This window comes from Streptomyces sp. NPDC001507 (genome assembly GCF_042894765.1).
Taxonomy (GTDB): Bacteria; Actinomycetota; Actinomycetes; order Streptomycetales; family Streptomycetaceae; genus Streptomyces.
In genome coordinates, this window is the sequence record NZ_JBIAVV010000009.1 from 461,785 (window position 1) to 482,394 (window position 20,610).

The 20,610-nt window shown below is 71.2% G+C and carries 24 protein-coding genes, 2 pseudogenes and 1 riboswitch; of the genes and pseudogenes, 16 read left to right on the forward strand and 10 right to left on the reverse strand.

Annotated elements, in window-relative coordinates; translation table 11 throughout:
- Positions 1-63: 63 nt before the first annotated feature.
- From ACFY0K_RS29565 to ACFY0K_RS29590, 6 genes are all read left to right on the forward strand, one after another.
- Positions 64-930, forward strand: a complete 867-nt coding sequence (locus ACFY0K_RS29565) for a tyrosinase family protein (protein WP_390642362.1) — start codon at positions 64-66, stop codon at positions 928-930.
- Positions 931-1,055: 125 nt separating this feature from the next.
- A complete protein-coding gene (locus ACFY0K_RS29570) occupies positions 1,056-2,468 on the forward strand; it encodes a condensation domain-containing protein (RefSeq protein ID WP_390642363.1) in 1,413 nt (470 codons plus the stop codon).
- 164 nt (positions 2,469-2,632) lie between these two features.
- On the forward strand, positions 2,633-2,878 hold the full coding sequence (locus tag ACFY0K_RS29575; protein ID WP_093499536.1) for a hypothetical protein: 246 nt from the start codon (positions 2,633-2,635) through the stop codon (positions 2,876-2,878).
- A 36-nt stretch (positions 2,879-2,914) separates the two neighbouring features.
- Positions 2,915-3,307 (forward strand): hypothetical protein, encoded by a 393-nt coding sequence (locus tag ACFY0K_RS29580; protein WP_390642364.1) that lies wholly within the window; start codon positions 2,915-2,917, stop codon positions 3,305-3,307.
- A gap of 131 nt (positions 3,308-3,438) precedes the next feature.
- Positions 3,439-3,723, forward strand: a complete 285-nt coding sequence (locus ACFY0K_RS29585; RefSeq protein ID WP_382718906.1) for a hypothetical protein — start codon at positions 3,439-3,441, stop codon at positions 3,721-3,723.
- 164 nt (positions 3,724-3,887) lie between these two features.
- Positions 3,888-4,232, forward strand: coding sequence for a hypothetical protein (locus ACFY0K_RS29590; protein ID WP_390642365.1), 345 nt, complete (start codon positions 3,888-3,890; stop codon positions 4,230-4,232).
- A 69-nt stretch (positions 4,233-4,301) separates the two neighbouring features.
- On the opposite strand, the gene ACFY0K_RS29595 is transcribed toward ACFY0K_RS29590, so the two are convergent.
- The 3 genes from ACFY0K_RS29595 to ACFY0K_RS29605 form a co-directional block, all read right to left on the reverse strand.
- Positions 4,302-4,592: a hypothetical protein gene (locus tag ACFY0K_RS29595; protein ID WP_093499533.1), complete on the reverse strand. Its 291-nt coding sequence runs from the start codon at positions 4,590-4,592 to the stop codon at positions 4,302-4,304.
- Between the two features lie 200 nt (positions 4,593-4,792).
- Positions 4,793-5,074 (reverse strand): hypothetical protein, encoded by a 282-nt coding sequence (locus ACFY0K_RS29600; protein WP_294007180.1) that lies wholly within the window; start codon positions 5,072-5,074, stop codon positions 4,793-4,795.
- A gap of 146 nt (positions 5,075-5,220) precedes the next feature.
- Positions 5,221-5,694: a hypothetical protein gene (locus tag ACFY0K_RS29605; protein WP_351957705.1), complete on the reverse strand. Its 474-nt coding sequence runs from the start codon at positions 5,692-5,694 to the stop codon at positions 5,221-5,223.
- Positions 5,695-6,160: 466 nt separating this feature from the next.
- On the opposite strand from ACFY0K_RS29605, the gene ACFY0K_RS29610 reads away from it, so the two are divergent.
- The 3 genes from ACFY0K_RS29610 to ACFY0K_RS29620 all read left to right on the forward strand — a co-directional run bounded on the left by ACFY0K_RS29610 (position 6,161) and on the right by ACFY0K_RS29620 (position 8,097).
- A complete protein-coding gene (locus ACFY0K_RS29610; RefSeq protein WP_390642366.1) occupies positions 6,161-6,952 on the forward strand; it encodes a hypothetical protein in 792 nt (263 codons plus the stop codon).
- 73 nt (positions 6,953-7,025) lie between these two features.
- Positions 7,026-7,304, forward strand: a complete 279-nt coding sequence (locus ACFY0K_RS29615) for a hypothetical protein (RefSeq protein ID WP_390642367.1) — start codon at positions 7,026-7,028, stop codon at positions 7,302-7,304.
- A 142-nt stretch (positions 7,305-7,446) separates the two neighbouring features.
- A complete protein-coding gene (locus ACFY0K_RS29620) occupies positions 7,447-8,097 on the forward strand; it encodes a chaplin (RefSeq protein ID WP_390642368.1) in 651 nt (216 codons plus the stop codon).
- A gap of 88 nt (positions 8,098-8,185) precedes the next feature.
- On the opposite strand, the gene ACFY0K_RS29625 is transcribed toward ACFY0K_RS29620, so the two are convergent.
- From ACFY0K_RS29625 to ACFY0K_RS29635, 3 genes and pseudogenes are all read right to left on the reverse strand, one after another.
- Positions 8,186-8,314 carry a hypothetical protein gene (locus ACFY0K_RS29625; RefSeq protein ID WP_390642423.1) on the reverse strand — a complete coding sequence of 43 codons (129 nt, stop codon included), beginning with the start codon at positions 8,312-8,314 and terminating at the stop codon, positions 8,186-8,188.
- Positions 8,300-8,507 (reverse strand): annotated as a pseudogene (locus ACFY0K_RS29630) (isocitrate lyase/phosphoenolpyruvate mutase family protein); the annotation flags it as partial. The pseudogene ACFY0K_RS29630 and the gene ACFY0K_RS29625, both read right to left, overlap by 15 nt.
- A complete protein-coding gene (locus ACFY0K_RS29635) occupies positions 8,504-9,001 on the reverse strand; it encodes a carboxymuconolactone decarboxylase family protein (RefSeq protein ID WP_390642369.1) in 498 nt (165 codons plus the stop codon). The pseudogene ACFY0K_RS29630 and the gene ACFY0K_RS29635, both read right to left, overlap by 4 nt.
- 47 nt (positions 9,002-9,048) lie before the next feature.
- Between ACFY0K_RS29635 and ACFY0K_RS29640 the strand changes: the two genes are divergently transcribed.
- Entirely contained in the window at positions 9,049-10,512 is a 1,464-nt protein-coding gene (locus tag ACFY0K_RS29640) for a PLP-dependent aminotransferase family protein (protein WP_390642370.1), read from the forward strand.
- 207 nt (positions 10,513-10,719) lie between these two features.
- Complete coding sequence (locus tag ACFY0K_RS29645) at positions 10,720-11,241, forward strand: CGNR zinc finger domain-containing protein (RefSeq protein ID WP_390642371.1); 522 nt, start codon at positions 10,720-10,722, stop codon at positions 11,239-11,241.
- 39 nt (positions 11,242-11,280) lie between these two features.
- On the opposite strand, the gene ACFY0K_RS29650 is transcribed toward ACFY0K_RS29645, so the two are convergent.
- Both ACFY0K_RS29650 and ACFY0K_RS29655 read right to left on the reverse strand, forming a co-directional pair.
- Positions 11,281-12,108 carry a DMT family transporter gene (locus ACFY0K_RS29650; protein WP_390642420.1) on the reverse strand — a complete coding sequence of 276 codons (828 nt, stop codon included), beginning with the start codon at positions 12,106-12,108 and terminating at the stop codon, positions 11,281-11,283.
- 118 nt (positions 12,109-12,226) lie between these two features.
- Positions 12,227-13,165 (reverse strand): annotated as a pseudogene (locus ACFY0K_RS29655) (hydrolase); the annotation flags it as partial.
- 267 nt (positions 13,166-13,432) lie between these two features.
- Between ACFY0K_RS29655 and ACFY0K_RS29660 the strand changes: the two are divergent.
- Together ACFY0K_RS29660 and ACFY0K_RS29665 are read left to right on the forward strand one after the other, a co-directional pair.
- On the forward strand, positions 13,433-13,777 hold the full coding sequence (locus ACFY0K_RS29660; protein WP_390642372.1) for a hypothetical protein: 345 nt from the start codon (positions 13,433-13,435) through the stop codon (positions 13,775-13,777).
- A gap of 6 nt (positions 13,778-13,783) precedes the next feature.
- Positions 13,784-14,974, forward strand: coding sequence for a glutathionylspermidine synthase family protein (locus tag ACFY0K_RS29665; protein WP_390642373.1), 1,191 nt, complete (start codon positions 13,784-13,786; stop codon positions 14,972-14,974).
- 98 nt (positions 14,975-15,072) lie between these two features.
- On the opposite strand, the gene rocD is transcribed toward ACFY0K_RS29665, so the two are convergent.
- Positions 15,073-16,278 carry an ornithine--oxo-acid transaminase gene (rocD, locus tag ACFY0K_RS29670; RefSeq protein ID WP_390642374.1) on the reverse strand — a complete coding sequence of 402 codons (1,206 nt, stop codon included), beginning with the start codon at positions 16,276-16,278 and terminating at the stop codon, positions 15,073-15,075.
- A 104-nt stretch (positions 16,279-16,382) separates the two neighbouring features.
- Positions 16,383-16,473: riboswitch (ZMP/ZTP riboswitch) on the forward strand.
- A gap of 32 nt (positions 16,474-16,505) precedes the next feature.
- Here rocD and ACFY0K_RS29675 point away from each other — a divergent pair.
- From ACFY0K_RS29675 to ACFY0K_RS29685, 3 genes are all read left to right on the forward strand, one after another.
- Complete coding sequence (locus ACFY0K_RS29675) at positions 16,506-17,960, forward strand: glycine hydroxymethyltransferase (RefSeq protein ID WP_390642375.1); 1,455 nt, start codon at positions 16,506-16,508, stop codon at positions 17,958-17,960.
- A 145-nt stretch (positions 17,961-18,105) separates the two neighbouring features.
- Positions 18,106-19,119, forward strand: a complete 1,014-nt coding sequence (gene trpS, locus ACFY0K_RS29680; RefSeq protein ID WP_390642376.1) for a tryptophan--tRNA ligase — start codon at positions 18,106-18,108, stop codon at positions 19,117-19,119.
- 130 nt (positions 19,120-19,249) lie between these two features.
- Positions 19,250-19,828, forward strand: coding sequence for a 2'-5' RNA ligase family protein (locus tag ACFY0K_RS29685; RefSeq protein WP_390642377.1), 579 nt, complete (start codon positions 19,250-19,252; stop codon positions 19,826-19,828).
- A gap of 13 nt (positions 19,829-19,841) precedes the next feature.
- Here ACFY0K_RS29685 and ACFY0K_RS29690 read toward each other — a convergent pair whose 3' ends face one another.
- On the reverse strand, positions 19,842-20,597 hold the full coding sequence (locus ACFY0K_RS29690) for a decaprenylphospho-beta-D-erythro-pentofuranosid-2-ulose 2-reductase (RefSeq protein WP_390642378.1): 756 nt from the start codon (positions 20,595-20,597) through the stop codon (positions 19,842-19,844).
- Positions 20,598-20,610: the final 13 nt, after the last annotated feature.

Genomic DNA, 20,610 nt, shown 5'->3' on the forward strand with positions numbered 1-20,610 from the left:
GACCGGTGACCCGAAGGTATGTCCGGCGGTTACCCCTCCGGCCGATGCCCGAGGGAGGCGTACGTGGTCTACACGCGCAAGAACGTCAACAGGCTGACCCGAGCCGAGCGGCGCCGTCTCGTGGGCGCGCTGCTGGAGGTCAAACGCCGGGGTGAGTACGACGAGTTCGTGCGGATCCACATCGCGCACAACTCCGCCGACCGGGAACACCGTTTGCGCACCGCCCACATGGCGCCCTCCTTCCTGCCCTGGCACCGCAAGCTGCTGCTCGAACTGGAGCGGGCGCTGCGCAGGGTGGACGCGTCGGTGACGGTGCCGTACTGGGACTGGACGCGGGACCGGGCGCCGGACTCCCTGCCATGGGCCGACGATCTGCTCGGCGGCAACGGGCGGCGCTCGGACCGGCAGGTGATGACGGGCCCGTTCGCCTACCGGGCGGGCCACTGGAAGATCACCGAGAACGTGACCGACGTGCAGTACCTCACCCGCGACCTCGGCCACGCCCGTGCCCCGATCCAACTGCCGACCGGCCGCGACGTCGAGTCCGCGCTGGCCGACCCGGTCTACGACAGCTGGCCCTGGAACTCGGCCGTCACCCGCGGCTACCGCAACAAGCTGGAGGGCTGGGGGAGCGGCCGGGGCAGCGTCTCCTGGCGGAACCACAACCGGGTCCACCACTGGGTCGGCGGGGTGATGGTCAGCGCCGCGTCCGTCAACGACCCGGTCTTCTGGCTGCATCACTCCTTCGTCGACCTGCTGTGGACCCGCTGGCAGCAACGGCACCCCGGCCACACCTACCTTCCCGCCGAGCCCCCGGGCGCGGGTGACCCCCAGCACGGCCGGGTCGTGGCCCGGCACCAGCAACTGCCGCCCTGGAACGTCACTCCGGCCGAACTGGAGGACGTGCGTGGGATCTACAGGTACGAGTGAGGTGGTGCGCTTGTCCGTTCGATACGTCACACGTCCCGCTGAAATCACGGCGACACAGCGATCATCGCGCGCGTACGGCTTGCCGTTGATGATGAAGCTGGTGTCTTCTGCGAAGGAGAGCCACCGTGCGAATTTCTGACATCCAGCGCTGTGAGATCCGGCCCGGACGGCTCGTCGAGTGGAGATTCAGCCCGGTGACGATCGCGGCCGCGGCGGCACTGCCGCCGGATCCGCGGCCGCCGGCGTACATCCAGGAGTCGCACATCAGAACAGCCCGGTCGGTGCGCGAGGACGGGCTGTTCGTGCCGACCTGGCTCGGCGCGGCGTTCGACCTGCCGGGCGAAGTCGATCTCGACGCGCTGGAAGGGGCGTTGCGCGGCTGGACGCTGCGGCACGAGACGCTGCGCAGCGGCTTCCGGTGGGCCGGCGACGACATGCAGCGGTTCACGCTCGCCGAGAGCGACGTGTCCCTGCACCGCGAGGTGGTCGGCGAGTTCACCGACGCGGGAGCGCTCACCCGGTACCTGCAGGATCGGTTCGACGCCGCGGCGGACGCGCTCGGCTGGCCGAACCTCATCTACACGGCGGTCGTACGCGAGGACTCCACCAGCGTGTACATGGCCTTCGACCACACCAACGTCGACGCCTACTCGATCCACCGGCTCCCCGAGGAGATCAACGGGCTGTACGCGGCCGCCCTCGCGGGAAGTCCCGTCACCGGTCCGTCCGTGGGGAGTTACGTCGACTTCTGCGAGCAGGAGCGGGCGAACGCGGACGGCATCGACGACGCCCACGCGATCGTCGCGCGCTGGCGGGAGTTCATCGCCCGGTGCGGCGGCCGGCTCCCGGAGTTCCCCGTCGACCTCGGTCTCGAGCCCGGCGGGGTGCTGCCCACCCAGAAGCTGGTGTGCGAGCCGCTCGTCGACGCGGACGCCGCGGCCGCGTTCGAGGCGTACTGCCGTCCCTACGGCGGCAGCCTGGTGGGCATCCTGGCCGCCACCAGCCTGATCGTCCACGAACTCGGCGGCCAGCCGGTGTACCGCACCGTCGTGCCCTTCCACACCCGGCTGAAGTCCGCGTGGTCGGACTCGGTGGGCTGGTACGTCGGCGGCGCACCCATCGAGGTGCCCGCGGCTCGGGACCTGGAGACCGCGCTCGACACGGTTCGCGCCGAACTGCGGGCCAACCGGACGCTGGCCCGGATCCCGCTCGCCCGCGTACTGCGGCTGCTAGGCGCGGACTTCAGGCCGACCTCGCCCGACATGTACTCGATCATCTCGTACGTGGACGCCCGGCTCATCCCCGGCGCGGCCGACTGGGCCGAGCAGAAGGCGTACGGGCTGCTCCGGGTCTCGTACGGCGACCAGGTGTGCGCCTGGGTCAACCGGCTGCACGAAGGGCTGTGGTTCGCCTGCCGCTACCCGGACACCGACATCGCCTACAAGAACGTGCGGCGGTACCTCGAGCGGCTGCGGGACCTGATCCTCTCCGTGCCCGCGACCGATCGCCCGCGGCCCGCGGAGCTGGCGCTCTCCTGACTCAACTCCCCCCACCCATAAGGTGATTATGTGGTGCTATGTCACCCTGGGGGCGGATGTCCCTTGTGGAACCCCTTGTCCCACTACTGCTAGTGTTCATGCAATCACGCTAGGCAACCACATCGCTGTATGAGCAGCTGTACGAGCAAAGGACCGAGGGTTCCATGCGCAAGCTTCAGCAGGTCGTGATCGCAGCAGTGGCGGCCGCCGGCGGCCTGTCCGCCGTCGCCGCCGCCCCCGCCGTGGCCGAGTCCTACGACAGTGGGCCGCAGGTGTCCAACCACTACCGCCCCTACCAGGAGTGCAGCCCGCAGACGGTGTCCGAGAACGACGTCCCGATCGGCGTGCTCGGCCTCGCCGACACCCTCGACACCACCTGTGGCCAGTACAACCAGGCTTTCGGCGGCTGAGTTCGGCGGGTGTCCTCACGACAGGAAGCGCATCACATGTTCAGCGGGAAGATCAGCGGGAAGAAGATCGCGGCCGTCTCGGGGCTCCTCGGCGGCCTCGCCGTGGCCTGTGCAGGCCTCGCCCCGGCGTATGCCGCGGCGGGTCCTGGCAAGTGCATCGACGATCTCATGGGCAACCTCACCTGCACCCAGCGGATCAAGGGCGAGGTTCCCGAGGGCGCGACCATTCCGCACCAGGAGACCTGCAAGCCGGTGCAGCCCGTGCAGTTGCCCGCGGTCCTGGGGCAGGGGACGGAGCGGCTCGGGCCCGAGGTGACCTGTTCCCCCGGAACCGTCGGGGTGGCGCCCGTGGAGAAGGGTGACGAGCCGGACTCGCCCGCCGGCCCGTTCGGTGTCATGGGCCGGATCCTTCCGGTCGGCGGCCGGTAGCGCTTGTACGACAGACGGGGCTGAAGCGCAACTCGGCGGGTGTGGATCCTCGGTTAGCTACGGAGTGTGTGTATATGCTCACATTAAGTAGTCGAGCCGGGCGCTACCGCCTGGACCAGAAAGGGTCAATCATGCGTAAGTTTCAGCGCGTCGCACTCGTAGCGGCGACGGTTGCGGGGCTCTCCTTCCTCGGTGCCGGGGTCAGCTCCGCCGCCGGTGGCGAGGACGCGCCCCCGCAGATCACCGCCGTGGCCAACTCGACGGCCAACGCCCTGGCCGTCGGTGGCGGTTACTACGCCACTCCGCAGGCCGAGCCGCAGGGGCAGCCCGAGGCTCAGCCCGAGGCGCAGCCGCAGGAGCAGGGGAACTCCGGCCCCGAGCAGGGCGGTTACGACCAGAACCAGGGTGGCGAGTAAAAACGCACCCCGCACGAACTCGGTATCCCGCGTCGGCACCGCTTGGGTCCGCTCGCCGGTGTGCTGAGTGACAACCATGGCGAAAGCAGCCCGGACGCACCCCGACTCCGTCGAGGTATGCGTCCGGGCTGCTTTGCGTCGCCCATCGCAGAGGAAGACAACTCATGTTCACTGCACGGAAGATCGCCGCCGTCTCGGGGCTCGTCGGAAGTCTCGCCGCGCTCTGTGTCGGCGCCGGGCACGCGTACGCGGACCCGGCCCCGGGCGACTGCAGGACCACCGCCCAGGGCGGCACCGTCTGCGTTCACAAGGACGAGACGCGTATCGACAAGAACGGCACGCATGTCGTCAAGCAGGCACAGGACTGCTCGACCTCGGACCGTCCGCGCGTGGTGTTCCCGGACGACCAGCTGGTGGGTGAGGGATCGCACGGCGTCGGGGAGGTCGTGGACTGCTCCAACAAGGCCGAGTTGCCCAAGGGCTTCAAGCGGCCGCACGTCGAGTTCTGAGGGCCGCGGAAAACGAAAGTCCCCGGTTTCCCGGCCGGCGGCCGGGAAACCGGGGACTGTTGTTGTGTCCTACTTGCCGAACGCGCTGTTGCTGCAGCCCATGCTCGAACCCAGGGACGACTGCTGCGCACCCGAGTTGCCCTCGCCGTTCAGCAGGTTGCCGCCCAGGCCGTTGAGGATGCCGACCTCGCCGAGGATGTCGAGGTTCAGGTCGTGCGACTTACAGCTGCTGCTCTGCTGGATGTTGAATTCGTCGCCCTTCTTGCCCCAGCCCTGGTCGGCGTGAGCGGCGCCGGCGCCGAGGAGCCCGAAGCTCCCGAATGCGGTGACGAGAACGGCGGCGGTGCGGAGCTTGTGCATGTCATCTCCGATGAACGAGGTGTGGTGGATGCGATCTGCGAGACATCGCGATCTGTGTCATAAAGGCTGATACGAAATACCCGAGATAACCGCGCGACGCGCCGAATGCCGCTGTATTTCGCTGCTTTGCCGACCCGTCGACACACACGAATGGTCCCGGCGCCGGGCGCCGGGACCATTCACTGCTGCTGTTACCGACCTCAGAAGGCGCTGTTGTTGCAGCCCATCGTCGAACCGAGGTTGGTGGCCTGGGCGCCCGGGTTGCCCTCACCGTTCAGGGCGCTGCCCAGCAGGCCGTTGAGCAGACCGACCTCGCCGAGGACGTCGAGGTTCAGGTCGTGCGACTTGCAGTGCGAGCTCTGGGTGATGTTGAACTTGTCGCCGTGCCCGTGGCCCTCGCCGCCGGCGTAAGCCGTGCCACTGACGAGGCCGATGCTGCTGAGAGCGGCGACCAGGACGGCAGCGTTGCGAAGCTTGCGCATGTCATCTCCGTGGAGTGGGGGGTTGCGATCTGTGGAAGATCGACTTTTTACAATTACGGGAGATTAGTACCTAATACGGCAAATCTGGCAACGACGCGCTGTTCTCCGCGATACGCGACAGAAACACCCGAAGAGTCGAACGGCCGTCAGCCCTGGTACTGGGCGCGGGCAAGGGCGTTCGACTGGCTGTTGGCCTGGGTGCAGTCGACGCCCCGGGTCTGGGAGGCGGCGAGCAGGGCGACGGGAACGTTCGCGTCGAGCAGGGACTGCGGGCTGCACTCCTGGTACGGACGGAACAGGTTGTTCTGCTCCACCGCTCCGCCCTGCACCTGTTGCGGGGCCTGCGGCGAGATCTGGGGGCTGATCTGCGGGTTCAGCTGGGGGTTGAGCTGCGGGGCGACCTCGGTGCCGCGCTGCGGGGCCTGTTGCGGGGCCGGCGTGCCGTACGTCTGCGCGGTCGCCGCGGCGGAGGTGGCCGCGGCGGCCTGTGCGTCCGGCTGCGACAGGGGAGTCGGGCCGGTCCCGTAGGTGACGGGGGCGGCGGAGCTGGGGCCGGCGCCGACAGCGGTCAGACCGCCGGCCGCTGCGACGATGAGCGCGACTTGCCGAAACTTGCGCATGGAATCCTCGGCTCTTCATTTGATCTGTGCACGAAAACTGATGAAATGACTGATGAGGCAGCGCGGTTATCGCTTCATCGCCGCACCGGACGGCTGGGATGCCCCTTCGCCCTCACCCCGTGGGGAACGACGTGGATGCGCACCCGGATACGGGCGTGATGTCGCGTCACCCGTTTGCCAAAAGGCATATGAGCGGCAACGCCCGTATTGGTGACGGCAATTGGGTGACGCGATGCCGAATTGCCGTGACTCTGGCCCGGCATTCCTCGTTCCGGTGGGGAGAGGGCAGCGGTCGAGGACCTGAAGAGAACGAGGCGAATCGCCGCCGGCTCCGATGCGAAGTTCGCGTGCTGCTCGGGAGCACCGCTGCTGAAAGTGCAGTGTCATTACCGCACCGTCCGCACGCGCGACCGCACCGAACGCAATGGACTTTCTCATCTCCAGGTATCGAAGGGCCGAGGGTTTCATGCGCAAGCTTCACAAGGCCGCGCTCGTTCTGGCGGCGGCCGGCGGACTGTCCGCCATCGGCGCCGGCGTCAGTTATGCCGACGCTCCCGTCGGATACGGCGGTCCGGCTCCGGCCCCGGCTCCGGACCAGCCGTATCCCCAGGCCCCACCCCCGGCACCCGCTCCGCCGCAGGCCCCCTACGCGGCCGGCCAGACCCAGGGCTCGGCCCAGGCCACCGTGCCCGCCTACCCGCAGCAGCAGGCCGCGCCGCCGCAGTACCAGCAGCAGGCGCCGCCCCCGCAGTACCAGCAGGCCCCGCCGCCCCAGCAGTACCCTCAGCAGCAGACCGGTTACGCCGCCGCCTCGGCCTCGTCGCAGGGCTCGGCCCAGGCCACCGCCGCGCCCGCCTACCCGCAGCAGCAGTACGCCCCGGCGCCGCAGTACCAGCAGGCCCCGCCGCCCCAGCAGTACGCCCAGCCGCAGGCCGCCCCCGCCTACCCGCAGCAGCAGTACGCGCCGGCGCCGCAGTACGCCCAGCCCCAGCCGCAGGCCGCCCCGCCGCAGGTCGTACCGCAGGTCATGCCCCAGGTCATGCCGCAGGTCGCCCCGCAGCTGGCCGTTCCCCAGGGCTACGCCCCGGAGGGCCCGACGCGCGTCACCCCGCAGGTGAACCCCCAGGTGAACCCGCAGGTCAATCCGCTCATCAACCCCGTGCTCGGAGCGCCGGGCGTGCCCGGGCTCGCACCGGTCGGACTCGGCCAGGTCGCGGCGCCCCCCGTCGGCCAACTGGGGCTTCCCCGCCTCGGCTGACGCCCTCCCGCCACCTTCCGCACCTTTCATCGACCCGTAGCGGATCCCCGTCCGCTCGACCAACGGAGAACCCATGCGCAAGCTCCACCAGGCGGTCCTCGTGGGCGCCGCCGTCCTCGGCAGCGTCTGCTCGCTCGGCGGCGGCACCGCCTTCGCACACGGTGAGCCCGGCCACGACATCGACGTCACCCAGGGCACCGAGTGCCGCTCCCACGACATGAACATCGAGGTGCTCGGCAACATCAGCGCCCTCACCGGCCTGGCGGGCAACCTGCTGAACGGCGAGGGTAACCCGGGCGCGCAGCAGAGCCACCTCGGCTCGGACATGGGCTGCAACAACCAGGCGCTCTGACCTGGCAGACCACCTCTCTTTTCACTTTTCTTCTCTCTTCAGTGATCCCCCCAACATTTCGCCGAGTCCGGGTGACCGCCCGCGACGCGTCTGGAAGGGCAGGTACCCCATGAAAAGGGTTACCCGGAACAGTGTGATCGCCATGGCCGTCGCCTCTGGCGCGATGGCAGTAGCGGGGACGGCGCACGCCGACTCCGCCGCGGACGGCACCGCGAGCAACTCGCCCGGGGTGGCGTCCGGCAACGCCATCCAGTTGCCGGTGGACATCCCGGTGAACATCTGCGGGAACACCGTGGACGTGGTCGGGCTGCTCAACCCCGCGATGGGCAACAAGTGCTCCACCGAGGGGCACAAGGCACCGGGCAAGGCCGGCTCCAGCACGTCGGGCCACACCAAGGCCGACGGAACCGCCCACGACTCGCCGGGGGTTCTCTCCGGCGACCTCGTCCAGATCCCGGTCCACGTGCCCGTGAACATCAGCGGCAACAGCGCGAACCTGGTGGGCCTCCTCAACCCCGTCTTCGGCAACGAGTCGGGCTACGGCTCGGACGAGCCCGACGCGCCGGCACCGTCCACCCCGTCGACGCCGCGGGTGCACCACGAGCCGCAGCACCCTGCCAAGACGCACCCGAGGCGGACCACCGTCGTGCAGCAGCGGACGACCGACACCCTCGCCCACACCGGCGCGGCCAGCCCCTGGGCACCGGCCGCCGTGAGCCTGGCCTCCCTGGCGGCCGGCGCGGTGCTCTACCGACGCTTCCGCCCCGGGACGGGCAGTTCGTCGTACGTCTGAGCGGTCCGGCGGAGTCCGCGGCTGCCGCCGCGTGGCCGCGACCGGTCACGACGGCGCCGCAGTCGACAGCCGGCACTTCGCGGAGCGCTCAGCGCGGCAGCGCGTCCAGTGACCGCAGGGCCGGCCGCAGCAGGCCCGGTCCGAACGTGACGCGGATGGCCCCGAGTTCGCCGAGTTCGGCGGGCGAGGGGCCGTCGCCGTCCACGCGGGCGAACATCTCCGCCGCGGGGGGAGCCGCCGTCCGCGTACCCCAGACTCGCCGCCACCCCGGCACTCGGCGTCGCCGGCGCCGGGAACCCGGCCGCCGCCAGGGCCCGGGCGCTCGCCGCGTCCCACGGGCCGGCCAGGACCAGGGGGTCACCGGCCGGGCGCCCGTGGTGCAGCGGCCGGAGGCCCTCGGCCTTGCTCACCCGTGCTGTCCCGGCGTGTAGTGCCCGGGGACCATGCGGGTCGTCACGGCGAACCGGTTCCAGGAGTTGATCACGATGATCGAGGCGATCAGCTGCGTCAGCTGCACCTCGTCGAAGTGCTTGGCGGCCCGCTCGTAGACCTCGTCGGGCACGAAACGGTCGGTCAGCACCGTGACGGCCTCGGTCAGCTCGATCGCGGCGAGCTCCTGCTCGGTGTAGAAGTGCTTCGACTCCTCCCACGCGCTGAGCTGAACGATGCGCGCGATGCTCTCGCCCGCCGCGAGCGCGTCCTTGGTGTGCATGTCGAGGCAGTACGCACAGTGGTTGAGCTGCGAGGCGCGGATCTTCACCAGCTCGAACAGCCTGGCGTCCAGACCCTTACGGGCCGCCCCGTCCAGACGGACCATCGCCTTGTAGACCTCGGGCGCGTGCTGTGCCCAGGCGAGGCGGGGGGTGTGCTCGGGGGCGTACTCGGCGTTCTCCTGATTGCTCATGGTGACGACGCTAGGTGCCAGGCAGCCCAGGGGTATGGTCCATTTCCATGGAGAACACATGGGCCACTTCTCCGCCCCGGCCCGCTTCGGCCGCCCGGCCCACGCGGGCCGCCCTGGGCATCGACCTCCACCTGGAGCCGGCCGCCGGTCCGGGCCTGCGCCGGGGCCTGACCGACGCGCTGCGCGAGGCCGTGCGCAGCGGCCGGCTGCTCCCCGGCACCCGGTTGCCCTCCTCCCGCACCCTCGCCGCCGACCTGGCCATCGCCCGCAACACCGTCGCCGACGCCTACGCCGACCTGGTCGCCGAGGGCTGGCTCACCGCCCGGCAGGGCTCCGGCACCCGGGTCGCGACGGGCGTGACGCCGGTCCGGCAGGCGGAGCCCCCCGTGGGAACGGCCGCCCACCGGCCCGCCTACGACCTGCGCGCCGGCTTTCCCGACGTCTCCGCCTTCCCGCGCGCCGAGTGGCTGAAGGCCGCCCGCCGCGCCCTCACGGCCGCCCCCAACGAGGCCTTCGGCTACGGCGACCCACGCGGCCGCCCCGAACTGCGCACCGCGCTCGCCGCCTACCTCGCCCGTGCCCGGGGCGTGCGCGCCGACCCCGAACGGATCGTGATCTGCGCCGGGTTCTCGCACGGCCTGAGCCTGCTCGGCGGCATGCTGCGGGCCCGCGGGGCGGACACGGTCGCCGTGGAGTCGTACGGCCTCGACGAGCACTGGCAGCTGCTCACCGCGGCCGGACTCCGCCAGGTCCCGCTGCCCTTCGACGGACTCGGCACGGACACCACGGAGCTGGCCAAGGGCCCGGCCGCGGTGCTGCTGACCCCCTCCCACCAGTTCCCGATGGGCGTGCCGCTGCACCACGACCGGCGGGCGGCCGTCGTGGACTGGGCGCGGCGCACCGGCGGCCTGGTCCTGGAGGACGACTACGACGGCGAGTTCCGCTACGACCGCAGGCCCGTCGGCGCCCTCCAGGGCCTCGCCCCCGACGAGGTGGTCTACCTGGGCACCGCCAGCAAGTCCCTGGCGCCCGGGCTGCGGCTGGCCTGGATGGTGCTGCCCCCGTCGGTGGCCGGGGAGGTGACGGCGGTCAAGGGCGGCGTCGACACCTGCAGTGCACCGGAGCAGCTGACCCTGGCCGAGTTCATCACCTCCGGCGCCTACGACCGGCACGTCCGCGCGGCCCGCTCCCGCTACCGGCGCCGCCGCGACGCCCTGGTCAGGGCCCTCGCCGAGCGCGCCCCGGCGATCCGGGTCACCGGCATCGCGGCGGGCCTGCACGCCGTGCTGCGGCTGCCGCCCGGCACTCGGGACCGGGTGATCCTGGCCGCCGCGGACCGAGGCCTCGCCGTCGAGAGCCTCACCCCGCGCCACCGCCACCCCGACGCGGCCGTCGCACCCCCCGACGCCCTCGTCCTCGGCTACGGCACCCCGCCCGACCACGCCTGGTCGGGCGCCCTGGACATCCTGTGCACGGTACTGTCCGGCCCGGCTGTGACCGGCTCCGCCTGAATACCCCCGAACCCCAGGTGGAAGCGTGATTCCCGGCCCGGCAGAACGACATTTCGGCTGCGGGTGGGTGGGCGCCGGTCGCGCAGTTCCTCGCGCCCCTGAAGGGGCTCCGTTGACGCCGGTGTCCTTTGGTCGAGCCGCTTCCGCCGATCCGCCCGTTCCGGTCGTCCGTGTAACCTGTCTGGTGCATCGATTCGGTTAGGAGGGATGGCGGTGGCCGACCGGGAACCGCAGGAGGCGCTGCTGCTGGAGCTCCTCAACAGCACGCCGGTCGTCAACGGGGTCGCCCAGGACCTGCTGGCGGACCCGGAGGCGGCGCGGTCCTGGCAGCGGGCGCACGGCGGCAGCGGGACCGCGGCCGAGCTCCGCGGCCTCGTGGCGGCTCGCGACGCCCTCCAGGAGGTGGTGCGCGGCAACCTGCCCGCCACCTCACTGGCCCCGCTCCTGGACGGCGTCACCTCCCGCCCGCACCTCTCGCCGACGGGCGTGTCGTGGCAGCTGGACGCCCCCGCGGAACGGCGGATGGCCGCGGAGGCGGTCATGGCGTGGAGCGGCGTGCAGCAGACGCTGCCGGCCCGGCTGCGGCCGTGCGCCAACCCGGAGTGCCGGCTGTTCCTCATCGACCGCAGCAGGACCAACAAGGCCCGCTGGTGTTCGATGGCCGTGTGCGGCAACCGGATGAAGGCGCGCCGCCACTACCAGCGCACCCGTGACGCCGTGCCGGACTGACGGCGGGCGTGCGCGGGCGGAAGGCCGGGGACGGCGGCCTCACCCCTCCTCGGCCGTGACCGGCGCCTCCCCGAACCGGGCCAGGGCCAGCGCCCCCGCCACGGCCACCGCGAAGCCGAGCACCGCGAGCCAGGTCAGCCCCTCCCGGGTGCGGTCCCCGAGCCACACCACCCCGACCGCCGCCGGGCCGATCGTCTCCCCGATGACCATGCCGGCCGTCGCGGTGGTCACCGACCCGCGCTGCAGCGCCGAGGTCAGCAGCATGAAGGCGCCGCCGCCCCCGACCAGCAGCGCATAGGTCGCGGGGTTGGTGAACAACCCGGCCGGCCGCAGCGTGTCGATCAGCCGCACCGACACCTCCACCACGCCGAACCCGAACCCCGCCCCGAGGCCGAGGACCAGCGCCCGCCCCCGCCCGGTCAGCCGCCCGCCGGCCAGGCCGAGCAGCAGCACCCCCACCGCGGTCCCGAGCATCACCCACTTCAAGGCCGTGGAACCGGCCCGGTCGCCCTCCGGACCCGACGCCAGCCCCAGCATCGCGAGCCCCGCGCACACCACCCCCACCGCGGCCCACTCCATCCCACTCAGCCGCACCCGCAGCAGCCGCGCCGCGACCACCGCGGTCACCGCGAGCGACGAGGCCAGGGCCGCGCTCACCGCGTAGATGGGGAGCGCCCGCAGCGCCAGGATCTGGAACACGAAGCCGAGCCCGTCGAGCCCCAGCCCGACGACGTACCGCCACTGCCGCACCGCCCGCAGCAGCAGCGCGGCCTCCCCGCCGGCGCCGTCACCGGCCGCCCGCGCGGCCATCGCCTGCAGGACCGTCGCCGTACCGAAGCAGATCGCGGCCGCCAGGGCACACACCATTCCGAAGAGCACAGAGGGACTGTAGGGGAGGGGGCCTGCGGTGATCGGGAGGAAAGGTAAGAACGAGCGGGCCCGGGGCGATTCCGGACCCGCTCCTCGGGCGTCGTTCCGGACGTCAGCTCGCGCCGGCCAGCCAGGCGGTGGCGTTGAGGGCGAGGGCCGCGTTGGTGGCGCCGCTGTCGTTCCAGCCGTCGTACAGCGTGTTGCCGGACTGGCCGGTGCCGTCGTCGATCGGGGAGCTGTCGCCCCAGAACGCGACCCGCCCGCTGCCGAAGGTGCTGGTGGCGAAGAAGGCACCGGTGTTGCCCGAGTAGCCGCTGCGGTACACCAGGCCCTTGACGGCGGAGTTGTCGGAGGGCTTGAGCGTGGCCGTCGTCCCGTTGGCGATCAGGCTCTTGGTGACCGTGCCGAAGGAGCCGTTCAGCACCGCGTTGCTGCTGTCGCTGACGGCCTTCGGGTAGCCGGAGCTGATGTTGAGCGAGTCGATCGAGAAGCCGAACGGGTCGGTCGAGTCGACGCTGTTGTTGGTCATCAGGTCGTTGAGGATCTCGACCGCGTCGTAGCCGTCGTTGTTGCGGTCGGCCCCGGTGTGGTCGGAGATCATGAACAGCCCGCCGCCGGCCTTCACGAAGTTCATGATCGCCGTCTTCTCGGCGGTGGTGAACTTGGTGTTGGGCTCGGGGAGCACCAGCGCGTCGAACTTCGACAGGTCGGTCGTCGACGAACCCCCGTACGTGAGGGCGCTCGTCGCGGTCTTCAGGCTGTAGTCGCCGGTCTTCTGCAGGGCGATGCCCCACGACGACAGCGCGCCGGTCCAGTCCTTGTCCGAGGACGGGGAGGAGTCCTGGGCGAGCGGGTCGGGCTTGCTGGTGGAGATGATCCAGTCCGCGTTGCCGGCCTCCTCGGCGTGGCCGTCGTCGAACAGGACCTTGTAGGTGGTGGCCGCGTGCGCTGGGGTCGCGGCGCCGGTGGCCTGGACGGCGGCACCGGCGGTGAGCAGGCCGAGCACGGTCAGAGCCGTGGTGAGTGTGCGGCGCGGTACGGCGAAGCCGGGCATCTGTCATTCCTCCATCGGTGGGGGGTGCGAGAGGGATGGCGGTGCGGGTGGTGCGTCACGAGTCGTTCTGCGCGCGTAGAATTCGAAGTTGATCGTTCACCTACGGGCAGCAGGACGGTACCGGCAGGACGTGGCGCGCCGACGGGGACCCGGCGACTTCACATGTTTTTCTTACCTGTGCATGACAATTCAGAGCCGTCCGGTGGTGGCTCGAAACCGCTCGTCTAAGCTTTCGCCGGACATCGCATCGCACGGGGGAGAACGAACATGGCGGACGCGCGCCGGCAACTGCGCTCGGGCACGGTCGTCCTCGGTGGCATGGGCCTGCTGGCCGCCGCCCTGACCTCCTGCTCCGCCGATCCCGACAAGCGCTGCGTCGACCGCGACAGCTACACCGCGGCCAAGGGCTACCAGGTGGTCTCCGACAAGAACTGCACCTCGGCCAAGTCCGCCGTCGACGCGGGCTACTACTACGGCGGCAAGAAGCAGGGCGGCTGGGTCAGCGGCGGCTCCTTCACCAAGCCGCGCAGCGGTTCGGGCGGCTCCTCCGGCGGCGGCCGCGGCGTCAAGCGGGGCGGCTTCGGCGGCGAGCACGGCAGCTCCGGCGGCTGACCGCACGTGGAACGCCGTACGACCGAACCCCGCCCCGGCTGGCAGCGGACCGTCGAGGAGCAGGGTCTGATCTACCCCCTCACCCGCCACCCCGACGGCACCCTGCGCCCGTACTGGGACGAGAGCGCCTACTACGCCTTCACCCTCGACGAGGTGGAGGCGCTGGAGGAGACCGTCGAGGAACTGCACGCCATGTGCCTGGCGGCGGCGGACCGCATGGTCAAGGAGAACCGTTTCGCCGACCTGGGCATCACCGACCCGCGCGTCGCGGCGGCCGTCACCGAGTCCTGGCACCGCCGCGCCGAACTCCCCTCCCTCTACGGCCGCTTCGACCTGCGCTACGACGGCACCGGTCCGGCGAAGCTCCTGGAGTACAACGCCGACACGCCCACCTCCCTGGTGGAGGCCGCGTCGGCGCAGTGGTTCTGGATGGAGGACCGCTTCCCGGGCGCCGACCAGTGGAACAGCCTCCACGAACGCCTGGTCGCCGGCTGGCGGAAACAGGCCCCCCTCCTCCCGTCCGGCGCCCCGCTGCACTTCGCCCACTCGTCCGCCGACGAACTCGGCGAGGACCTGATGACGGTCGCGTACCTCAAGGAGACGGCGGACCAGGCGGGCCTCGTCACCGACTGGATCCCCATGGAGGAGATCGGCTGGGACACCCTCTCCGGCCGCTTCGTCGACAACCGGCTCCGGTTCATCCGCAGCTGCTTCAAGCTCTATCCGTGGGAGTGGCTCACCACCGACGCCTTCGCCGCCCACGTCCTCGACACCCTCGACAACGGCGGCGGCACCGGCACCACGATGTGGATCGAGCCCGCCTGGAAGATGCTGCTCAGCAACAAGGCCCTGCTGGCGATCCTCTGGGAGCTGTATCCGGGCCACCCGAACCTGCTCCCGGCCTACCTCGACGGACCGAGGGAGCTGGCGGCCACCCGCGGATACGTCAGCAAGCCGCTGCTGGGCCGCGAGGGCGCGGGCGTGCGCGTTCACGCGCCGGGCGCGAAGCCCGTCGTCCGCGACGAGCCCTGCTGCTACCAGGAACTGGCCCCGCTCCCCGACTTCGACGGCAACCACGTGCTGCTGGGCGCCTGGGTGGTGGGGGAGGAGGCGGCGGGCCTGGGCATCCGCGAGTCACAGGGCCTGGTGACGGATGACTACGCCCGCTTCCTGCCGCACGTGATTCTGCCTGCCTAGGGGGCGCTGGGGGCTCCCCCGGCCTTCGGCCGGGGGAGGAACTGCGCGACAAGCCACGACGGCGCGGCACCCGCCGTCAGACCTCCGGCGGCACCCCCTTACGCACTCAGCACCGCCCACAACTGCTCAATCCCCCACTCCAGATCCTCCTCCGCCACGACCAGCGGCGGAGCCACCCGCACCGTCACCCCGTGCGTCTCCTTCACCAGCACCCCCCGCTCCATCAGCCGCTCCGCCACCGCCCGCCCCGAGCCCGCCTCCGGATCCACGTCCACCCCCGCCCACAGCCCCCGCCCCCGTACCGCCGTCACCCGTCCGCTCCCGGTCATCTCCGCCAGCCGCCGGTGCAGCAGGTCCCCCAGTTCGGCCGCCCGCTCCTGGAACTCCCCGGTCCGCAGCATCGCGATCACCTCCAGAGCCACCGCGCAGGCCAGCGGGTTGCCGCCGAAGGTGGACCCGTGCTCGCCGGGCCGGAACACCCCGAGCACCTCGGCGTTCGCCACCACCGCGGACACCGGCAGCACCCCGCCGCCCAGCGCCTTCCCGAGGACGTACACGTCCGGTACGACCCCCTCGTGCTCGCACGCGAACGTCCGCCCGGTCCGGCCCAGCCCGGACTGGATCTCGTCCGCGACGAACAGCACGTCCCGCTCGCGGGTCAGTTCCCGCACCCCGGCCAGGTAGCCCTCCGGCGGCACGATCACTCCCGACTCGCCCTGGATCGGCTCCAGCAGCACCGCGACCGTGTTCTCGGTCACCGCCGCCCGCATCGCGGTCAGGTCGCCGTACGGCACGATCTCGAAGCCCGGGGTGTACGGCCCGTAGTCCGCCCGTGCCTCCGGATCCGTGGAGAAGCTGATCACGGTCGTCGTACGGCCGTGGAAGTTCCCGCCCGCCACCACGACCTTCGCCATCTCCGCCGGCACGCCCTTGACCCGGTACCCCCACTTCCGGGCGGTCTTCACCGCCGTCTCCACGGCCTCCACGCCGGTGTTCATCGGCAGCACCATCTCCATCCCGCACAGCTCGGCCAGCTCCGTGCAGAACGCTGCGAACCGGTCGTGGTGGAACGCCCGCGACGTCAGCGTCACCCGCTCCAGCTGCGCCTTCGCCGCCGCGACCAGGCGGGGGTGGCCGTGCCCGAAGTTCAGCGCCGAGTAGCCGGCCAGGAAGTCCAGGTACCGGCGCCCCTCGACGTCCGTCATCCAGGCGCCGTCGGCCGTCGCGATCACCACCGGAAGCGGGTCGTAGGTGTGCGCGCTGTGCGCGTCGGCGGCGGCGACGAGGGCTTCCGTAGTGGTCACGGCGACTCCAGGGGACGCGGCGGGATTGCCCCCTTTCCTACCTCCTGCCCCTGCCCGACTGGTGGACGCCACGGCCCCCGGGCCCGGCGTGCCCGGTAATGTGATCCACGGGCCGTGACTGGCGCGCTGGGATGGGACCGACCATCGGGGAGCGGCCTGCGTCGTGACCGAGTGCCGTGCGCCTGGGCCGAACCGTGAATGCCGAACGCCATGTCCGGAGGTCCCGAATGTCAGACAAGTCCGCGCCCCTGTCCACCGAGTCCACCGCCTACCGCGCCGCCCTCGACGTGATCCGTGCCGTCGAGCCGCGGGTCGCCGACGCCATCGGCCAGGAGGTCGCCGACCAGCGCGAGATGCTCAAGCTGATCGCCTCCGAGAACTACGCCTCCCCGGCGACCCTGCTCGCGATGGGCAACTGGTTCAGCGACAAGTACGCCGAGGGCACGGTCGGCCGCCGCTTCTACGCCGGCTGCCGCAACGTCGACACCGTCGAGGCGCTCGCCGCCGAGCACGCCCGCGAGCTGTTCGGCGCCCGGCACGCCTACGTCCAGCCGCACTCCGGCATCGACGCCAACCTGGTCGCCTTCTGGGCCGTCCTCGCCGACCGCGTCGAGGTCCCCTTCCTCCAGAAGACCGGCGCCCGCCAGGTCAACGACCTCTCCGAGGCGGACTGGGCCGAGCTGCGCCAGGCCTTCGGCAACCAGCGGATGCTCGGCATGTCCCTGGACGCCGGCGGCCACCTCACGCACGGCTTCCGCCCGAACATCTCAGGAAAGATGTTCGACCAGCGCTCCTACGGCACCGACCCGGCCACCGGCCTGATCGACTACGACGCGCTGCGCGCCCAGGCCCGCGACTTCAAGCCGCTGATCATCGTCGCCGGCTACTCGGCGTACCCCCGCCTGGTGAACTTCCGGATCATGCGGGAGATCGCCGACGAGGTCGGCGCCACGCTGATGGTCGACATGGCCCACTTCGCCGGTCTGGTCGCCGGCAAGGTCCTGACCGGTGACTTCGACCCGGTCCCGCACGCCCAGATCGTCACCACCACCACCCACAAGTCGCTGCGCGGCCCGCGCGGCGGCATGGTCCTGTGCGACGACTCCCTCAAGGACCAGGTCGACCGCGGCTGCCCGATGGTCCTCGGCGGCCCGCTCCCGCACGTCATGGCCGCCAAGGCCGTCGCCCTCGCCGAGGCGCGGCAGCCCGCCTTCCGGGACTACGCCCAGCGCATCGTCGACAACTCGCGCGCGCTGGCCGAGGGCCTGATGCGCCGGGGCGCCACCCTGGTCACCGGCGGCACCGACAACCACCTCAACCTGATCGACGTCGAGACGTCGTACGGCCTCACCGGCCGCCAGGCCGAGTCCGCCCTCCTCGACTCCGGCATCGTCACCAACCGCAACGCGATCCCCGCCGACCCGAACGGCGCCTGGTACACCTCCGGCATCCGCATCGGCACCCCGGCCCTCACCACCCGCGGCCTCGGCACGGCGGAGATGGACGAGGTCGCGGGCCTGATCGACCGCGTCCTGACCACGACCGAGCCGGGCACGACGAAGTCCGGCGTGCCGAGCAAGGCCTCCCACGTCCTCGACGAGAAGGTCTCCACGGAGATCGCCCAGCGCGCGACGGACCTGGTCGCCGGCTTCCCGCTGTACCCGGAGATCGACCTGGGCTGATCAGCGCCGGTCAGGGGCAGCGCCCCTGAAAGGGGCGCGGGGGACTGCGCGAACGGCCCCCACCGACCCGCAGTCCCCCGCGCCCCGAAACCACCCCCCACCCGAGGGGCCGTTCCCACCCTCGCCCTCTGAGAGAATGGTGAGCATGGCCTCTGATCGACCCCGCGTGCTCTCCGGCATCCAGCCCACCGCCGGCTCGTTCCACCTGGGCAACTACCTCGGCGCCGTCCGCCAGTGGGTAGCCCTCCAGGAGACCCACGACGCCTTCTACATGGTCGTCGACCTGCACGCGATCACGGTCCCGCAGGACCCCGCCGACCTGCGCGCCAACACCCGGCTCGCCGCCGCCCAGCTGCTCGCGGCCGGCCTGGACCCGGACCGCTGCACCCTCTTCGTGCAGAGCCACGTCCCGGAGCACGCCCAGCTCGCCTGGGTCATGAACTGCCTCACCGGCTTCGGCGAGGCCGGCCGGATGACCCAGTTCAAGGACAAGGCCGCCAAGCAGGGCGCCGACCGCGCGAGCGTCGGCCTGTTCACGTACCCCATCCTCCAGGTCGCGGACATCCTGCTCTACCAGGCCAACGAGGTGCCGGTCGGCGAGGACCAGCGCCAGCACGTCGAGCTCACCCGCGACCTCGCCGAGCGCTTCAACGGCCGGTTCGGCGCGACCTTCACCATCCCGAAGCCGTACATCCTCAAGGAGACGGCGAAGATCTACGACCTCCAGGACCCGACGATCAAGATGAGCAAGTCGGCGTCCACGCCGAAGGGCCTCATCAACCTGCTCGACGACCCGAAGGCGACCGCGAAGAAGGTCAAGAGCGCGGTCACCGACACGGAGACCGTGATCCGCTACGACGCGCAGAACAAGCCGGGCGTCTCCAACCTCCTGACCATCCACTCCACCCTCACCGGCAAGTCGATCGCCGAGCTGGAGCGGGAGTACGAGGGCAAGATGTACGGCGCGCTCAAGACGGACCTCGCCGAGATCATGGTCGACTTCGTCACCCCGTTCCGGGAGCGCACCCAGCAGTACCTGGACGACGCGGAGACCCTCGACTCGATCCTCGCCAAGGGTGCCGAGAAGGCGCGGGCCGTCGCGGCCGAGACCCTGGCCCAGGCCTACGACAGGGTCGGCTTCCTGCCCGCCAAGCACTGAGCGGGGCGAAGCGCTGCACATCACTTCGGCCACGGCTGCCCGGGAGGCGGCCGTGGCCGTACAGTCGATAGCCGGACGCCCGGGTACGAACCCGACATGCGTCCGCCCATCACGACCGACGGGAGATGACGTGGGGACCGTAACGATCGGCGTGTCGATCGCGGTCCCGGAGCCTCACGGCAGCCTGCTCCAGGAGCGGCGCGCGGGCTTCGGCGACGCCGCGGCCCACGGCATCCCCACGCACGTGACCCTGCTGCCGCCGACGGAGATCGGCTCCGCCGAGTTGCCGACCGTGGAGGCGTATCTCGGCGAGGTCGCCGCCATGGGCCGGCCGTTCCCGATGCGGCTGTGCGGGACCGGTACGTTCAGGCCGCTGTCGCCCGTGGTGTACGTCCGGGTGGTCCAGGGCGCAGACGACTGCGCCTGGCTGCAGCAGCGGATCCGGGACGCGTCCGGGCCGCTCGACCGGGAGCTGCAGTTCCCGTACCACCCGCATGTGACGGTTGCGCACGGGATCGACGAGGCGGCCATGGACCGGGCGTTCGCCGAGCTCGCGGACTTCGAGGCCGAGTGGCCCTGTGCCGGGTTCGCGCTGTACGAGCAGGGCGCGGACGGGGTGTGGCGGAAGCTGCGTGACTACGTGTTCGGGGGCGCTGTCGTGCCGCCTCAGGTGGGGCACACGGAGCGGGGATCCATCGCCAGTCGGTAGCCAGCGGGCCGGATCAGATGGGCAACCTGCGGAAGACCGACCGTGGCATGTGCCGCAGTGCCGACATCACCACGCGCAGCGCGCCCGGTACCCACACCACCTCCGAGCGCCTGCGCAGGCCCAGTTCGATCGCCGTCGCCACCGCCTCCGGGGTGGTGGCGAGCGGGGCTTCCGCCAGGCCGCGCGTCATCCTCGTGCGGACGAATCCCGGCCGTACGACCATCACGTGCACGCCCGTCCCGTGCAGCGCGTCGCCCAGTCCCTGCGTGAAGGCGTCCAGGCCCGCCTTGCTGGAGCCGTAGATGAAGTTGGCGCGGCGGGCGCGTTCGCCGGCGACGGAGGAGAGGACGACCAGGGAGCCGTGGCCCTGGGTCTGCAGGGCCCGTGCGGCGACCAGGCCCGCCGAGACGGCGCCCGTGTAGTTGGTCTGGGCGACGCGTACGGCGTTCACCGGTTCGCGCTCGTCGGTGGCCTGGTCGCCGAGGATGCCGAAGGCGAGCAGGACCAGGTCGATGTCGCCGTTGGCGAAGACCTTGCCGAGAGCCGTCTCGTGGGACTCGGGGTCGAGCGCGTCGAAGGGGACGGTGTGGACGTCGGGGCCGAGGGCGCGCAGTTGCTCGGCGGCCTGTTCGAGGCCGGGGGAGGGGCGGCCGGCCAGCCAGACCGTGCGGGTGCGGCGGGCGATCAGCCGGCGCGCGGTGGCCAGCGCGATCTCCGACGTACCGCCGAGGACGAGCAGGGACTGGGGCATTCCGAAGGCGTCCTTCACGGCAACTCCTTGG

Excerpts from the sequence above, each read along its gene's own strand:
- ACFY0K_RS29575 (WP_093499536.1), top strand. The coding sequence starts at position 2,633 with ATGCGCAAGCTTCAGCAGGTCGTGATCGCAGCAGTGGCGGCCGCCGGC.
- ACFY0K_RS29580 (WP_390642364.1), top strand. The coding sequence starts at position 2,915 with ATGTTCAGCGGGAAGATCAGCGGGAAGAAGATCGCGGCCGTCTCGGGG.
- ACFY0K_RS29585 (WP_382718906.1), top strand. The coding sequence starts at position 3,439 with ATGCGTAAGTTTCAGCGCGTCGCACTCGTAGCGGCGACGGTTGCGGGG.
- ACFY0K_RS29590 (WP_390642365.1), top strand. The coding sequence starts at position 3,888 with ATGTTCACTGCACGGAAGATCGCCGCCGTCTCGGGGCTCGTCGGAAGT.
- ACFY0K_RS29595 (WP_093499533.1), bottom strand. The coding sequence starts at position 4,592 with ATGCACAAGCTCCGCACCGCCGCCGTTCTCGTCACCGCATTCGGGAGC.
- ACFY0K_RS29600 (WP_294007180.1), bottom strand. The coding sequence starts at position 5,074 with ATGCGCAAGCTTCGCAACGCTGCCGTCCTGGTCGCCGCTCTCAGCAGC.
- ACFY0K_RS29605 (WP_351957705.1), bottom strand. The coding sequence starts at position 5,694 with ATGCGCAAGTTTCGGCAAGTCGCGCTCATCGTCGCAGCGGCCGGCGGT.
- ACFY0K_RS29610 (WP_390642366.1), top strand. The coding sequence starts at position 6,161 with ATGCGCAAGCTTCACAAGGCCGCGCTCGTTCTGGCGGCGGCCGGCGGA.
- ACFY0K_RS29615 (WP_390642367.1), top strand. The coding sequence starts at position 7,026 with ATGCGCAAGCTCCACCAGGCGGTCCTCGTGGGCGCCGCCGTCCTCGGC.
- ACFY0K_RS29620 (WP_390642368.1), top strand. The coding sequence starts at position 7,447 with ATGGCCGTCGCCTCTGGCGCGATGGCAGTAGCGGGGACGGCGCACGCC.
- ACFY0K_RS29625 (WP_390642423.1), bottom strand. The coding sequence starts at position 8,314 with ATGTTCGCCCGCGTGGACGGCGACGGCCCCTCGCCCGCCGAACTCGGC.
- ACFY0K_RS29635 (WP_390642369.1), bottom strand. The coding sequence starts at position 9,001 with ATGAGCAATCAGGAGAACGCCGAGTACGCCCCCGAGCACACCCCCCGC.
- ACFY0K_RS29640 (WP_390642370.1), top strand. The coding sequence starts at position 9,049 with ATGGAGAACACATGGGCCACTTCTCCGCCCCGGCCCGCTTCGGCCGCC.
- ACFY0K_RS29645 (WP_390642371.1), top strand. The coding sequence starts at position 10,720 with ATGGCGGTGGCCGACCGGGAACCGCAGGAGGCGCTGCTGCTGGAGCTC.
- ACFY0K_RS29650 (WP_390642420.1), bottom strand. The coding sequence starts at position 12,108 with ATGGTGTGTGCCCTGGCGGCCGCGATCTGCTTCGGTACGGCGACGGTC.
- ACFY0K_RS29660 (WP_390642372.1), top strand. The coding sequence starts at position 13,433 with ATGGCGGACGCGCGCCGGCAACTGCGCTCGGGCACGGTCGTCCTCGGT.
- ACFY0K_RS29675 (WP_390642375.1), top strand. The coding sequence starts at position 16,506 with ATGTCAGACAAGTCCGCGCCCCTGTCCACCGAGTCCACCGCCTACCGC.
- trpS (WP_390642376.1), top strand. The coding sequence starts at position 18,106 with ATGGCCTCTGATCGACCCCGCGTGCTCTCCGGCATCCAGCCCACCGCC.